The sequence below is a fragment of the Furfurilactobacillus sp. WILCCON 0119 genome (assembly GCF_053471565.1).
Genome location: NZ_JBPCCV010000003.1, coordinates 262,224 through 277,526, shown reverse-complemented (window position 1 = coordinate 277,526; position 15,303 = coordinate 262,224). Strand labels below are relative to the sequence as shown.

Sequence of the window (15,303 nt, the reverse complement as noted above, 5' to 3'; positions counted from 1 at the left end):
ATCAATCTCGTAAGTTGGTTGTTGCAGAAAACTAACATCAAAAATTTGGAGGCACGATTGTTATGGCTTATTGGAATGTTGATAAGGTCCCTTACGTGGGCACTAGTGATTTGAAATCTGGACTGGGATTCCACTACTACCAACCAGATAAAATGGTGGGTGGAAAGAAAATGCGTGACTGGTTGCGGTTCTCCGTTGCCTACTGGCACACATTTGACCAACGGTTGGTGGACCCATTTGGTGATGGGACTGCTCAACGGCCATATGATAAGTTCACGGACCCGATGGATCTGGCGTTAGCCAAGGTTGACGCAGCGTTCGAATTTTATGACAAGCTGGGTGTGGATTACATGTGTTTCCACGATCGTGACTTGGCACCAGAAGGCAACACGTTACGGGAAACCAATGCCAACCTGGACAAAGTGGTTGATAAAATCGTTGAATACCAAAAGACGAGTGGCATGAAGGTTTTGTGGAACACGTCAAACATGTTCACGAACCCACGCTTTGTTGAAGGGGCCGCAACATCACCATCCGCTGACATTTTTGCCTATTCTGCAGCACAATTGAAGCACAGTTTAGAAATTGGGAAACGGGTCGGTTCTGAAAACTATGTCTTCTGGGGTGGTCGTGAAGGTTACGAATCACTGTGGAACACACGGACTAAGGAAGAACAAGAACACGCTGCAAAGTTCTTCCACATGGCTAAGGACTACGCCAACGAAATTGGCTTCGACGCACAAATGCTATTAGAACCAAAGCCAAAGGAACCAACGACGCACCAGTACGACACGGACGCAGCCACAACCATTGCGTTCATGAAGGAATACGGTCTTGATAAGGACTTCAAGTTGAACCTTGAAGGAAACCATGCTAACCTTGCAGGACACACATACCAACACGAAATTAAGACGGCCGTTGACGCTGGTTTGTTGGGTTCATTAGACGCAAACCAGGGTGACAAGCTGATTGGTTGGGACATTGATGAATACCCATCTAACTTATATGAGACAACGGCAGCAATGTACGAAGTCTTGTTAAATGGCGGCATCGGGCCTCGCGGTGGACTGAACTTTGACTCCAAACCACGGCGGTCATCATTTGAAGCAAATGATCTCTTCTACGGTCACATCGTCGGAATGGATAGCTTTGCTGCTGGTTTATTGGTTGCCCAACGGATGTATGAAGACAAAGTCCTGGAAGATATCAAGGACGAACGGTACGCTTCATATAACACTGGTGTTGGTGCTGACATTGAAAGTGGCAAGGCCGACTTCAAGACGTTGGAAGCTTATTCGATCGACAAACCACAATCAGAATTGATTGCTGCAACACATTCAGATCATTTGGAACAAATTAAGGACACGATCAACCATTACATCGTGGATACCTTAGGAAAATAATGACGGTTAATAAACTGGCGCTGGTGGCATAAGTCAATCGGGAACAATTGTTGTCGACACACTGTGGTACTCAGTCCGGTTAGCACATTGCACTTAATGAAAAGCGACTGACCTCCCCAAGTTTGGGAACTCAGTCGTTTTCATTTCGAAGCAATGCGTTGACTGATGCTTGTTGGTGTTCGTTTATTCGTGGGAGGAAACGACATGAGTTATGTATTAGGTGTTGATCTGGGGACGAGTGCGGTAAAAGTCTCGGCTGTTGATCAGACGGGGCAGATTGTGGCCCAAGAAAGTTATGCGTACGAATTAAGTCAGCCCCAACCGGGTTATAGTGAGCAAAATCCAGAGGACTGGGTGAGCGGGACCACCGTGGCCATTGTCCGGTTGATTTTAAACGATGGCATTAAGCCGGCGGAAATTGACGGAATTAGTTATTCAGGTCAGATGCACGGACTGGTATTATTAGATGAACACAATCAGGTGTTACGACCAGCCATTTTATGGAACGATACCCGAACCACCAAGCAACGCGATGAAATTACCGCGGCAATGGGGAAAACGTTTGTTAACATTACCAAGAACGAACCGCTTGAAGGGTTTACGTTGCCTAAGTTGTTGTGGGTGAAGGAAAACGAACCGGCAATCTTTGATCAAGCACGGCACTTTGTCCTGCCGAAAGATTATGTGCGTTATCGAATGACGGGCCAATTGGGAATGGATTACTCGGACGCTTCTGGAACGGTGCTTCTGGACGTTGTGAACCACACGTGGAGCCAAGAAATCTGTGACCGGTTTGAAATTCCCATGAGCATGTGTCCACCCCTGATGGACGCCATTGATTACGTTGGCAACGTTTCAGCGAGTTACGCCGCGTTTTCAGGGCTCGATTCGCACACCAAAGTTTTTGCTGGTGGCGCGGATAACGCGTGCGGTGCAGTGGGGGCGGGAATCTTACACCCGAACATGGTGCTTTCAAGCATTGGCACGTCCGGCGTGGTGTTGAAGTATGAGGCGGATGGCGCAGTGGACTATCATGGTCAGTTACAGTTTGAAAACCACGCGATTCCTGATGCCTACTATGCAATGGGCGTGACACTGGCTGCCGGTTACAGTTTAAACTGGTTTAAAAAGACATTTGCACCAGACGAAGACTTTGGTGACTTTGTGGCAACGGCTGGTCAAGCCACACTTGGAAGCCAGGGACTGCTGTTTGCTCCTTACATTGTGGGTGAACGGGCGCCATATGCGGATGCAGATATTCGCGGAAGCTTTATTGGTATTGATGGGACCCAAACCCGGGCGGACTTTGTTCGTGCCGTCATGGAGGGAATTGTGTTCTCATTCCGTGACATTTTGGATTTGTTTGCAAGCCAGGGGAGTCAGTTTGATACCGTGGTTTCCATTGGTGGTGGTGCAAAGAGTCCACTGTGGTTACAAATGCAGGCGGATGTCTTTAACACAAAAGTCGTTAGCTTAAAGAACGAACAGGGGCCTGGTCTTGGCGCCGCCATGTTGGCCGCCGTGGGACTTGGTTGGTTTGAATCAGTGGCTGAATGTGCAGAAACGTTTGTGCAATTTGGCGCCGAGTATCAACCCATTCCCGAAAACGTGGCACAGTACGAAGAACTTCATGCGCTCTATAAGAAAATTTATGCAGCAACGGCAGACGTTAGTCACGAACTATTAGCGTTCCGCCGGGGCGTTCAGAACTAAAATTCAATGACTTTGCTTCCATAGTATTCACCGAAAATACGCCCATTCGTGTTTTTGCGACGATACGGGGTTCAGTGAGGTTTATACTAATGGTAAAAATGCAAGGTAGGAACAACTGTTGGCTAGAAAAGTTTTAAACCAAGATATTATGCGTGATGTAAATCAGAAGTTGGTGTTACAACAAGTTTTTAATGAGGGACCAATTTCCCGGATCGATGTTTCTAAACGTTTGAACCTCAATAAATCAACGGTTTCAACGCTATACAATGCGTTAAATGATGAATCACTGGTGGTTGAACTGGGTGAGGGTGCGGCGTCATCAAATGGTGGCCGTAAACCAATTTTCACGAAGGTCAACGCCCACTGGGGGTACACCGTTAGTTTTGAAATCGGCTACCACCACCTTCACATGATGGTCAATTATTTGGATGGCGAAATTGTGTCGTTCAATAATTATGAAATTGATCGGTTAACACTGGCAGCAATTACCCAGCTGATGATTGCTAAGGTGCGTGATGTGCAGGTTGCGGATACAAACCGTGGCCTACTGGGCATCAGCATTGCTGTTTCTGGGATTGTGGATGATAACCGGGTAACGGACTCGCCGTTTCTCGACATGACGAACGCAGATCTTCAGGGACTGTTTGAACAGACCTTTGATGTGCCTGTTGTCCTGGAAAACGAGGCGAACCTATCGGCAATTTATGAACGTGACTTTAACAGTGCGGGCGATTTTGCCAATACGCTCACGGTCAGTATCCATAAAGGGATCGGTGCCGGAATCATCATCAATCGTCAGTTGTACCGTGGTCTTCATGGTGAGGCTGGTGAAATTGGCCGGAGCATCATGATGGACGCAAACGTTGGCGTGATGGGGCGGTCCCAAAAGGTTGAGGATTACTGTTCGGAGGATGCCATCATTGGGTTTGCCCGAGCCGTCAAGGGTGATGAAACACTTCAACGGCAGGATCTTGTGAACCTCTTTTTGGCGGATGATGCGGACATCAAGCGGATCCTCGGTGAATTTTGTGCGGCCATCTCCAAGATTTTATTCAATGTGGCCACCAATTTCGATCCTGAGGTCATGTACTTAAACTCACCGTTAATCGAAGCATTGCCTGAATTGCTATCCGAAATTCGCCAAGATTACCGGACCATTGCGGGAACTAATCCCCGGATTCAACTTGCACAAAACACGCAGTATGCAACGTTGCTTGGTGGTTGCTCATTGATCACGCACCGGGTTCTTAACATGGATGACTACATGTTGAAATTTTAGGACGTGGTGCCACCTCTGAAAATGTAAGGCCCAATTGATGTATAAGGTAGTATTCCAAAAAGATAAAAGGTGAAGATAGATTGCACCGGGACATAAACAAGCAAAAACAGCGGATGCCTACTAAGGGCAACTCGCTGTTTTTTTGTAACGGTTAGACTTAATGATTAACGTTTCTTTTTGAAAATATGAAACCCAAGAATCGTTGCGCTAATCAATAGTGACGTGGCTAGGATGGTGAGAAGCGCTGGTGTTTCTTGACTGGTTGCTGGCAAGGCAGCAGTTTGTTTTTTAGAAGAAGTGTTATTGGCCGCATGATTTGAACCTTGTGACTGCCCATTTGCATTAACACCAGAGTTTGTAGGTTGGTCAGTCGTTGCGCGTGACCCGGTAACTGTTGTCCCAGGGTTAGTTATGCTCCCTGTACCAGTACCACTGTTGTTTGGTTGCAATTTATTAGTTTCGCTAGTGAGGCTTTCACCACCATTAGATGAGGCACCATTATTGGAATTGTTGCCTGAATTACCAACGTTGGCGTTACCACCGTTACCGCCATTACCGTTAGTATCGCCACCACCGTTAGTACCACCAGTGTTGCCACCGTTATTGCCATTTGAGTTGTCATTGGCAACGGTTATAGTGACAGGAGCACTGTTTTTTGTTTGGCCATCATTTGTTGCAACAATCATTACAGAAATGATTTCATCGGCGGTTAAAGTACCGGTATCAACGGTAAAGGAACCGTCAGGGTTGACCGTTGCGGTCTTCGTTGAACCATCAGGAAGTGTGACAACGGCGGTGAAGGTGGTCCCGTCAGGGATCGGTGTTTCTAGATCAACGTGACCAGAGACACTCGTATCGCCAGCAGTAGCGGGGTTCACCGTCGGAGAGGCAACATTATAGTTGTCCAATGGATTGGTTGGCTGACCTGCTTGAACCGTAATGGTCGTGGTTTGACTGTCCTTGGTGTTTTCACCGTTAGTTGCTTGAATCTTAACACCGATGATTTCATCGGCGGTTAAAGTACCGGTATCAACGGTAAAGGAACCGTCAGGGTTGACCGTTGCGGTCTTCGTTGAACCGTCAGGAAGTGTGACAACGGCGGTGAAGGTGGTCCCGTCAGGGATCGGTGTTTCTAGATCAACGTGACCAGAGACACTCGTATCACCAGCAGTAGCGGGGTTCACCGTTGGAGAGGCGACATTATAGTTATCCAATGGATTGGTTGGCTGACCTGCCTGAACCGTAATGGTCGTGGTTTGACTGTCCTTAGTGTTTTCACCGTTAGTTGCTTGAATCTTAACACCGATGATTTCATCGGCGGTTAAAGTACCGGTATCAACGGTAAAGGAACCGTCAGGGTTGACCGTTGTGGTCTTCGTTGAACCGTCAGGAAGTGTGACAACGGCGGTGAAGGTGGTCCCGTCAGGGATCGGTGTTTCTAGATCAACGTGACCAGAGACACTCGTATCACCAGCAGTAGCGGGGTTCACCGTTGGAGAGGCGACATTATAGTTATCCAATGGATTAGTTGGCTGACCTGCCTGAACCGTAATGGTCGTGGTTTGACTGTCCTTAGTGTTTTCACCGTTAGTTGCTTGAATCTTAACACCGATGATTTCATCGGCAGTTAAAGTACCGGTATCAACGGTAAAGGAACCGTCAGGGTTGACCGTTGCGGTCTTCGTTGAACCATCAGGAAGTGTGACAACGGCGGTGAAGGTGGTCCCGTCAGGGATCGGTGTTTCTAGATCAACGTGACCAGAGACACTCGTATCACCAGCAGTAGCGGGGTTCACCGTCGGAGAGGCAACATTATAGTTATCCAATGGATTGGTTGGTTGACCTGCCTGAACCGTAATGGTCGTGGTTTGACTGTCCTTAGTGTTTTCACCGTTAGTTGCTTGAATCTTAACACCGATGATTTCATCGGCAGTTAAAGTACCGGTATCAACGGTAAAGGAACCGTCAGGGTTGACCGTTGCGGTCTTCGTTGAACCATCAGGAAGTGTGACAACGGCGGTGAAGGTGGTCCCGTCAGGGATCGGTGTTTCTAGGTCAACGTGACCAGAGACACTCGTATCACCAGCAGTAGCGGGATTCACCGTCGGAGAGGCAACATTATAGTCATCCAATGGATTGGTTGGTTGACCTGCCTGAACGGTCATTTCAGCAGGAAGGCCGTTTTTATTGGTTGATCCATTAACTGCTTGAATAGCGACGCTAACAATTTCGTCTGTAGTTAGCTCGTTAGTATTAATGGTAAACGTCCCGTTTGCTCCGTTAACATCAACATTAGCCTCAGCGGTGCTTCCATCACCTAACGTTGCGATGGCCTTAAATGTTGTTCCATCAGGAATTGGCGTTTCAAGGTTAACTGATCCCGTAACTTTGGTATCGCCAGCATGACCTTGATCAATTGTTGGCGTTGCAACATTATAGTTTTCCAACGGATTGGTTGGGTTTTCTGCTTGAACTGTTACCGAAGCGTTAGCGCCATCTTTAGTGTATTCACCGTTAGCTGCTTCAATGTGAACTTGGACAACTTCTTCAGCGGTTAAAGATTTGGTATTAATGGTGAAAGAGCCATCTGGGTTAACGGTTCCTTCAGCAGTGCTACCATCCCCCAACGTTGCGATTGCTTTAAATGTTGTTCCATCAGGAATTGGTTCTTCTAATACAACGTTTCCTTTAATCGCCGTGTCACCAGCTGTTGCTTGGTCAAGTGATGGCGTTGCAACGTTATAATTTTCTAATGGATTAACAGCAGTCTGTGCGAATTGAAGGTCAACAGGGTCACCATTTTGAGTCAAAATATTAATATCGACAGCAGCGTCATTAACTAAAGCACCATAAATGTGTGATTCAGCAACGTTAGGATTTGTAACGGCCGTCGTTAAATGTGCAGAGGTGTGGCCAAGCAAATTAACGTTTAGTAAGTCATCTAGAACAGTACTGGTAGAGCTAACTGCACCCTCTAAGATATTCAATAACGTGTTAACTGCGGCGATTAATGTTAATAATAACGGATTCCCGTGCGGTAACGCAGCTAATGTTGCTTCAACATCGGTAAACAGACCACTAACGGTTTGACGGACATAATTGCCCAAACCATCAGTAATGTCTGCTGAAATGTAATTGTTGGTTACCGTTCCGGCAACGTTGGCCGTATAAGTTCCCAGCGGCTGCGGACCAGTTAGTTGTGCAATGGCATTTTTAAGGGGATTTAGATCAACTCCGGGCACATTTAGTGTGCCTAAGAGCCCTTCGATGATAGCAATTTCTGCTGAAACACCGGGTATCTTAGATAAATCAATATCTGTTAAAGCAGCACTAACATCAATGTTTGCGGCACCAGTTACTTTTCCACGGAGTTCTTGAGCAAGCGCAAACATGATGATTTTCTTAGTGGCTAAGCCGACATCGGCAACACCAGATCCAGTATAGGTTAGATCAAGGTTATAGTTGCCGTCTGCATTTTGCTGGAGCGGATTAGCAAGATTCGAGACTAATTGGGAATTTGTTAGCAAGCTGATTCCAGCTAATCCAGGCCCAGTTCGTTCCACCCGTGGTGTCGCATCAGTTTGAGCAAGTGCAACAGCACTTGGGACCGCTGCACTGGCAATCAATAGAGCAGCACCACAAAGGTAGACTGATCGAGTCAGGTTCTTTTTAAACGAGGACTTTGTTTTTGTCGAAGATTGGGTTGGCGTTGATGACATACGTAGCTCCTTTCTTGGCATAAGCATTACGAAACAGTAAATAAATTCTATCGGTTTGATAGTGATTCCAGCATAGCAGGTCGTTTACCATTAGAAAAATTATATGATTTTTATAAGATATTTTCTAGAGAGGATATTGATACAAATTTTATCGATAACATAAAAACACCCCCGAAGTTGAAAACGACAACTGCGGAGGTGTTTGAAGGACAATTATTATTGAAACGTAGCGTGTTAACCATTTGCTTTGCTTATTTTTGCAAAGGCATCATTCATGAGTTGGTGGGTTGCCCTGAAGACTTGATCTTTGTCTTGATAATCGGCGCCTAGCACAACGGTGATCAACCGGTGACCATGCCGTTTTGCCGTGCCAACGAAACAGTTACCAGCTGTTTCAGAAGAACCAGTTTTAAGCCCATCAACTGGCGTGTCCTCAAAGTAATCGCTTTGGGTGGGCAACATCCGATTTTCAGTGGGAAAGTCGTTAGCAAGTGCAAATTGAACGTGCGGTTGACTGGAAATGCTTAAAACCTGTTTTTCGTAGCGACCGAGAAGCTTCTGGGCCACGGTGGCAACATCCACTGCCCGAAGCTTGTTTTCCGCGGTTTCGCCGGTGTGGGTGACGCGGAGTGACCCCAACGACTGATTATTTAAGCCGGTAACGTTGACCAGTTGGTAGTGCTGAAGTTTCCAGTTGGCCGCTTGGTGGTTGATGGCTTTAACGGCATTTGCCTGGTTTCCGTACATGGCCTGAGCCAGTAGCATGATGGCACCGTTGGCAGAATGAATAAGCGAGGCAGATAGTAAGTCCCTGACGGAATAGCTCTGACCATTTTCAAGTGGAACGTTTGCAAGAGCTGGTTCATGAGAAAGGGCCGCAATATCTGCGGGTGCTGTGACCTGCTGATCCAGTTTTAATTTTCCCTGGTTAATTTTTTGCAGTGCGAGATAGATGATGAAGAGCTTCGAAATGGAAGCAACTGGTCGTGGTGTGGTGGCGTCACTTTTTTGATAGACATGCCCAGATTTGGCGTCCATGACCAACGTGGAAACAGATTGGGTGTCAGCGTGCCCCCTAGTACAAAGAACGGTACTGGTACCCGTAAAGGTGAGTAAAAGAATTAACAGAATGATGGTTTTTTTCATGGTTGATGCGTTCCCCGTTATGATGATTGGTTACCCCTTAATGATTTTAACAGTGGTGCCGGTTGGAATGGTTTCATAGACCCAGTGGGCATCCGGAATGGAAAGGTGGACACAACCGTGGGAAGATGGGCGTTTACCTAAGTCGGCTTTCGGGCCAGGAAGAATGTTTTTTTGTTCGTCAGTTGGTGTTGAGTGGAACAAGTAGACGCCGTGATCCTTCCATGACACCCAATCATAAGCTCCTTCATTAAAGCGCGGTGCGTAAAAATAGGTCCCCCGTTCGGCTTCAATGTGAAAAGTTCCGGTTGGTGTTGAATCATGCATCCCGGTAGAAGCCAGCATCGTGTAAAGTTTTGTTTTGCCGTTCATCACGTAAACGCGCTGGTGCTTTAATGAAACCAACAACCACGCATGGGGATACTTAATGAGATCTGGGTACGTCGCTTGGTGTGATTGCTTTTCATGGGTAGCCGCGCTGGCGACAATGGGGTCAGGCGTGAGGCCGGTTGAACTAATGCCGGCAAACTGACTGAAAAGGACGCTCACGAAAACGACGAGGGTGAGTTTGAGGACGAAATGAGTGCGTAAAGACATATTTTTTCTCCATAAAACGAATGATGTAAGGGTTTAAAACGTGTGCGTTTTGCTGACTAACCCAAATATTATACCATCTGTGTGAAGTTAGCAGCTGGCAAACCAACTAAAAAGTTGATTATTTAGTTGGTTAAGTTAACGGCTGGAAATGAGCCATTAATTGGGGAAAGGACATGTTGGCATATAACAAAGTTTTACTATTCACAAAGGTTCATTAATAACAAAACCAATGAGGATGAAAAAACATTACGAGCAGTAATTCACTGGTAACACTAATGTAAGCGGTTACTTAAAATTCATTTGTTATTTTTTGAGCAAAAAGACTTGCAAAGTTTTTACAAGGTGCTAAACTACTAATTGTGAAAGAGATAACAATAACTTCAACATTGATGGAGGAATTCAAACAATGGTTGTGAAGACTGAGAAAAAAGCCGAAAAAGAAACAATTGATGTAGCAGACATGATCCAAAAGCTCGTTGACAAAGGTCACGAAGCGCTCGACAAGATGGATGATTTTGATCAAAAACGCATTGACCACATCGTTCATGAAATGGCGATGGCAGCACTAGACAAGCACATGGACTTGGCCAAGTTAGCTGTTGAAGAAACTGGTCGCGGAATTGTCGAAGATAAAGCAATTAAAAACATTTACGCCTCAGAAAACATTTGGCACAAGATCAAGGATGACAAGACAGTTGGCATCATTCGTGAAGATGAAGTGGAAGAAATCACTGAAGTTGCCGAACCACTTGGTGTTATCGCCGGGATCACACCCGTTACGAACCCAACATCAACGGTGATCTTCAAGGCAGAAATTGCCGTGAAGACACGGAACCCAATCATCTTTGCCTTCCACCCACAAGCACAACAATCATGTGTGGCCGCAGCCAAAGTTGTTCGTGACGCTGCTATTGCCGCTGGTGCTCCTGAAGGCATGGTTCAATGGATTGACCAACCTTCAATCGAAGCCACAAACCTGTTGATTAACAACGATGGCATTGCCTCAACGTTGGCAACTGGTGGTCCTGGAATGGTTAAGGCTGCTTACTCAACTGGGAAACCAGCCTTGGGTGTTGGACCTGGTAACGGCCCCGTTTACATTGAAAAATCAGCAAACATCAAACGTGCCGTGAACGACATTACTTTGTCAAAGACGTTTGATAACGGGATGGTTTGTGCTTCTGAAAACTCAGCTGTTATCGACGCTGACATCTACGATGACGTGATGGCTGAATTCCAACGCCTTGGTTCTTACTTAGTTAAGAAGTCAGATCAAAAGGCCTTGGGTGAAGCAATGTTTGACCCTCGCACCCACGGTGTTAAGGGCCCAATCGCTGGGAAATCAGCCTTTGACATTGCCAAGCTTGCCGGCATCAAAGTTCCTGAAAACACAAAGGTTCTGTTAGCTGAAATCGATGGCGTTGGTCCTGACTACCCATTGTCAGCTGAAAAATTGTCACCAGTTCTGTCTGTTTACAAGGCCGCAACGCGTGAAGACGCCCTGAAGCTTTGTGAAGACTTACTCGACTTTGGTGGCCTTGGTCACACCGCTTCATTACAAACTGAAGATGAAGACTTAATGACTTCATTTGGTGTTCGCATGAAGGCCAGCCGTGTTCTGATCAACACACCATCAGCTGTTGGTGGGATTGGGAACATCTACAACAACATGATTCCTTCCTTAACGTTAGGGACTGGTTCATGGGGTAAGAATGCCGTTTCTCACAACGTTTCATCATTTGACTTAATTAACGTTAAGACGATCGCTAAACGGAGAAACAACATGCAATGGATTAAGATCCCAAGTAAAGTTTACTTTGAAAAGAACTCAGTTCGTTACCTGACTGACATGGAAGGCGTTGAAAAAGTCTTCGTTGTTGCTTCACCATCCATGGTTAAGAACGGTTACGTCGACATCGTCCGCGATCGTCTGCGCAAACGGCCAAACGGCACTAGCGTTCAGATCGAAGTCTTTGACCAGGTTGAACCAGACCCATCAACAGATACGGTTGACCGCGGTGTTCGCTTGATGAACGAATTTAAGCCTGACACGATTATTGCCATCGGTGGTGGGTCACCACTTGATGCCGCAAAGAACATGTGGATGTTCTACGAGCACCCAGATGCAGACTTCTTCGGTGCTAAGCAGAAGTATTTAGACATCCGGAAGCGGACCTACACATTCGAAAAGCCTAACAAGGCTAAGTTTGTTGCGATCCCAACGACTTCAGGGACTGGTTCAGAAGTAACGCCATTCGCCGTTATCACTGACTCCAAGACCCACGTGAAGTACCCACTGGCTGATTACGCTCTGACACCAGACGTTGCCATTGTGGACCCTCAATTTATCATGACGGTTCCTAAGCGGACAATTGCTTACTCAGGACTGGATGTTTTCTGTCACGCCCTTGAATCATACGTTTCAAGTTTGGCCTCAGACTACACGCGTCCATGGTCACTGCAAGCATTGAAGCTGGTCTTGAACAACCTGACGGCTTCTTACAACGGTGACAAGCACGCGAAGGAAGAAATGCACAATGCCTCAACCTTAGCTGGGATGGCCTTTGCTAACGCCTTCTTGGGGATCAACCATTCCGTTGCCCACAAACTTGGTGGTGAATTTGGTTTAGCCCATGGGTTATGTATCGCCATCACCTTGCCACACACGATTCGTTACAACGCACAAATGCCAAACAAGTTGGCAATGTGGGCGAAGTACGAATACTACCGTGCTGACGAAGACTACGCTGATGTTGCGCGTTACCTTGGTTTGAAGGGGAACACAACGGAAGAATTAGTTGAAAGTCTTGTTCAAGCATTCATCGACTTAGCACATAGTGTTGGGGTTGAATTGAGCCTGAAGGCTAACGGTGTGGACAAGAAGCACTTTGACGAAGCTGTTGACCACTTGGCTGAATTAGCTTACGAAGATCAATGTACAACGGCCAACCCGAAGGAACCACTGATTTCTGAACTGAAGGAAATCATGGAAGAAGACTTCGACGGTAAGGGTGTTGAAACAAAGACACGCGGTGCCTACTAAAATCACTAACTGATTATTAAACGGCACATTCCATGGAGCGGTGAGAACCGCCCGGTGGAATGTGCCGTTTTGTGTGTCATGATAAAGAACCATTTAGTTTAACCGTTTTGGGTAGTGATTTGCCTGTAGATGCGGTAAAATCACGATATCTTTGGGCATTGATTACTGTGTCCAATAATGACATTAAACGTGAGGAGACACCAATGCGGTTACCGAAAAGTGTGTTAGCAATTGTGATCGTTGTCGTCGCCATTTTAGTGGGGGTTGTGACGCTTCATCCAGTGACGGATCAGCCACAACAACCGGTGGCAACGAGTTCATCGACAAAAAAACAAGCACAGGATCAAACGAAAACGTCATCAAAAAAGCCGGTGAAAGAGTCGACGAAGGCGCCCGTTGAAACAGAAACGGTTGCCGGGTTTACATTGACCAAAACGGCTAGTAAGTTGCCAAGCGCACTCAGTGAAACATCGGCCCCCACGGGCTGGTCAACACCAATTACATTGACGGTTGGTGTCAGTTCATTAGCGGGCACAAGCGAGGCGGATATGTATCGTTTTGATGGCCTTCATGTGGGGACGGATTACCGAATTTGGGTTAAACCAGTGGGGGCAACGTCTGCAACAAGTGGTTATGTCATTAACTACCGGCCAACGTCATCTTCAATGTATGTCCCAACAAAACTGTTGAGAACGGTCGCAAACGCAGCTGAAAAAGACGACGATACCGTGACTCAGTTGACGCTGTACAACAGTGCAAAGGACTAAAAGCCCGCAGTTACATTGAAATGCGGGCCACGAATGGTTAACGAATAAAAAATGAAATTGAGGCGATGACAATGACTGCAGACCAAATTCGACGCTATTTGATTGGTGTCGGCGCCATGTTTGGCTTGTTTGTTCTGGAACAGCTGGCCATGGTTCCGGTGGACCTGCCCAGTTTGATCAGCAAGAACGCAGTGGCGGTTCAATGGGGGTTAGGCATCTTGACCACCATTTTAAGCTTATTTGTTTTATGGGTGATTTGGCGCGTTTATCAAAAGGGGCTAGCTGAACGAGAGCCCCAGTATTTTCGGCCCCAGCCACGACGAAAGACGAAATGGCTGTGGTTTGGGCTGATGGTGTTAGCACTGGCGGCCCTCATTGTGGCAGAAGCATTGATTCACTCCGGGACGTCAGCCAACGAGCGGTCCATTGACAAAATGTTAAAGCAAACCCCCTGGCTCACCATGTACTTTGGTGTGATCTGGGCACCGATCCTAGAGGAACTTATTTTTCGGGGGTTGTACTTTGACTTTTTCTTCATGAAGCTTCAAAAGCGGTGGGTCTGGTGGCTTGGTGTGGTGCTAAACGGCGTGTTGTTTGCCATGTTGCATACCAGTCTCTGGAGCCCAAGTGCGTGGGTTTATGGCACGATGGGGATGATCTTGGCGATCACCTACCTGAAGACTAAGGACATCCGTTTTGACATTGGGATCCACTTCTTAAACAACGGGTTTGCCATGCTGGCGTCATTTTTATAATGTGCTTGCTAGCGCAGTGAGGTAGCGGTGTGATTCAAGCATTTCGTTGGCGTGCGTCTGGTCGGCGAGGTTGACCTCATAGATCCGTGTGGCTTGCGGATTAAGCAGCGGTAACATGGTTCGCCAGTCAATTTTACCGGTCCCTAATGGCAGACTGTCATGGGTTTGACCATACGAGTCAACGAGGTGGTAGTGAACCACTTGGTCACGAAGCGTCGTCAGTGAAGCCGCTAATGCGTCGTTACTACCGTGCTGCTTAATGAAGCAGTGACTGGTGTCAAACGCCAGCCGGTAATGGTGGGCGGCGATTGTTTGATCCATGATTGGGTCACCGTAATAAAACAGGGGTGAAATTGAGTTTTCAAACATGACGTGAGCGCCACCCTGAGCAGCGTAATGATCCAGCCGGTCAAAGACGACGGCTTGTGCGGTGGCCAAACTGTCATAGTGATTAATAAAGAACTGTGTTTGGCGAGAATAAGAACCATGTAACAGTAATTGAATGTCGTTTTTGACAGCAAGATCAAGAAGCGTGTCGGAGCTAAACTGCAAAAAGCGGTAGAGCTCCGGCATTTCTTTTTCTGGCGTCACCATTTCAACGGCCCACTTGCCATACTTCATGGGGTGGTGTAACACGATGTGGGGTGTGACCGTTTTGACCTCGTCAATGGCGTCTTGAAGGTGTTTTAAGCCAGTAGGGGTCAGGTCACCTTCGTCGAGGAAGAATTCAAACGTTGCCGGTGCGTAGGCAAGACGATCGCGGTATTGTGCGGGAGCGGTACTCCCCTTTAAACCAAGTTGAATGTGCATGAGTAACCTCCTTATTAGTCAATAATAAGTAATTTAATATCGAACCCAGAAGTTCGTGAAGGTTGTGGTATGAT

10 protein-coding genes are annotated in these 15,303 nt (G+C 46.8%); 6 read left to right on the top strand and 4 right to left on the bottom strand.

Annotated features, from left to right (window positions below):
- Window positions 1–62 precede the first annotated feature (62 nt).
- The 3 genes from xylA (at window position 63) to ACRYI5_RS06820 (ending at window position 4,395) form a co-directional block, all read left to right on the top strand.
- On the top strand, window positions 63–1,403 hold the full coding sequence (gene xylA, locus ACRYI5_RS06830) for a xylose isomerase (RefSeq protein WP_407881483.1): 1,341 nt from the start codon (window positions 63–65) through the stop codon (window positions 1,401–1,403).
- Between the two features lie 204 nt (window positions 1,404–1,607).
- The gene (gene xylB / locus ACRYI5_RS06825) at window positions 1,608–3,116 is read left to right on the top strand and encodes a xylulokinase (protein WP_448224744.1); all 1,509 of its coding nucleotides are present in this window, start codon (window positions 1,608–1,610) and stop codon (window positions 3,114–3,116) included.
- 118 nt (window positions 3,117–3,234) lie between these two features.
- Window positions 3,235–4,395 carry an ROK family protein gene (locus ACRYI5_RS06820; protein ID WP_448224743.1) on the top strand — a complete coding sequence of 387 codons (1,161 nt, stop codon included), beginning with the start codon at window positions 3,235–3,237 and terminating at the stop codon, window positions 4,393–4,395.
- A 164-nt stretch (window positions 4,396–4,559) separates the two neighbouring features.
- Here the strand turns inward: ACRYI5_RS06820 and ACRYI5_RS06815 are convergent, their stop codons facing one another.
- From ACRYI5_RS06815 to ACRYI5_RS06805, 3 genes are all read right to left on the bottom strand, one after another.
- Complete coding sequence (locus ACRYI5_RS06815; RefSeq protein WP_448224742.1) at window positions 4,560–8,114, bottom strand: adhesive domain-containing protein; 3,555 nt, start codon at window positions 8,112–8,114, stop codon at window positions 4,560–4,562.
- A 234-nt stretch (window positions 8,115–8,348) separates the two neighbouring features.
- Window positions 8,349–9,260, bottom strand: a complete 912-nt coding sequence (locus tag ACRYI5_RS06810) for a D-alanyl-D-alanine carboxypeptidase family protein (protein ID WP_448224741.1) — start codon at window positions 9,258–9,260, stop codon at window positions 8,349–8,351.
- 30 nt (window positions 9,261–9,290) lie between these two features.
- Window positions 9,291–9,854, bottom strand: coding sequence for a L,D-transpeptidase (locus ACRYI5_RS06805; RefSeq protein WP_407879941.1), 564 nt, complete (start codon window positions 9,852–9,854; stop codon window positions 9,291–9,293).
- 406 nt (window positions 9,855–10,260) lie between these two features.
- Here ACRYI5_RS06805 and adhE point away from each other — a divergent pair, with 406 nt between their 5' ends.
- The 3 genes from adhE (at window position 10,261) to ACRYI5_RS06790 (ending at window position 14,419) form a co-directional block, all read left to right on the top strand.
- On the top strand, window positions 10,261–12,897 hold the full coding sequence (gene adhE / locus ACRYI5_RS06800) for a bifunctional acetaldehyde-CoA/alcohol dehydrogenase (RefSeq protein ID WP_448224740.1): 2,637 nt from the start codon (window positions 10,261–10,263) through the stop codon (window positions 12,895–12,897).
- 203 nt (window positions 12,898–13,100) lie between these two features.
- Complete coding sequence (locus ACRYI5_RS06795) at window positions 13,101–13,664, top strand: hypothetical protein (RefSeq protein WP_448224739.1); 564 nt, start codon at window positions 13,101–13,103, stop codon at window positions 13,662–13,664.
- 71 nt (window positions 13,665–13,735) lie between these two features.
- Window positions 13,736–14,419, top strand: a complete 684-nt coding sequence (locus ACRYI5_RS06790; protein WP_407879947.1) for a CPBP family intramembrane glutamic endopeptidase — start codon at window positions 13,736–13,738, stop codon at window positions 14,417–14,419.
- Here the strand turns inward: ACRYI5_RS06790 and ACRYI5_RS06785 are convergent.
- Entirely contained in the window at window positions 14,414–15,229 is an 816-nt protein-coding gene (locus tag ACRYI5_RS06785; RefSeq protein ID WP_448224738.1) for a TIM barrel protein, read from the bottom strand. The two genes, ACRYI5_RS06790 and ACRYI5_RS06785, sit on opposite strands and share 6 nt — an antisense overlap.
- Window positions 15,230–15,303: the final 74 nt, after the last annotated feature.

Bases quoted from the DNA above. Each gene is read 5' to 3' on its own strand.
- ACRYI5_RS06815 (WP_448224742.1), bottom strand. From the start codon at position 8,114: ATGTCATCAACGCCAACCCAATCTTCGACAAAAACAAAGTCCTCGTTT.
- ACRYI5_RS06810 (WP_448224741.1), bottom strand. From the start codon at position 9,260: ATGAAAAAAACCATCATTCTGTTAATTCTTTTACTCACCTTTACGGGT.
- xylA (WP_407881483.1), top strand. From the start codon at position 63: ATGGCTTATTGGAATGTTGATAAGGTCCCTTACGTGGGCACTAGTGAT.
- adhE (WP_448224740.1), top strand. From the start codon at position 10,261: ATGGTTGTGAAGACTGAGAAAAAAGCCGAAAAAGAAACAATTGATGTA.
- ACRYI5_RS06805 (WP_407879941.1), bottom strand. From the start codon at position 9,854: ATGTCTTTACGCACTCATTTCGTCCTCAAACTCACCCTCGTCGTTTTC.
- ACRYI5_RS06790 (WP_407879947.1), top strand. From the start codon at position 13,736: ATGACTGCAGACCAAATTCGACGCTATTTGATTGGTGTCGGCGCCATG.
- ACRYI5_RS06785 (WP_448224738.1), bottom strand. From the start codon at position 15,229: ATGCACATTCAACTTGGTTTAAAGGGGAGTACCGCTCCCGCACAATAC.
- xylB (WP_448224744.1), top strand. From the start codon at position 1,608: ATGAGTTATGTATTAGGTGTTGATCTGGGGACGAGTGCGGTAAAAGTC.
- ACRYI5_RS06795 (WP_448224739.1), top strand. From the start codon at position 13,101: ATGCGGTTACCGAAAAGTGTGTTAGCAATTGTGATCGTTGTCGTCGCC.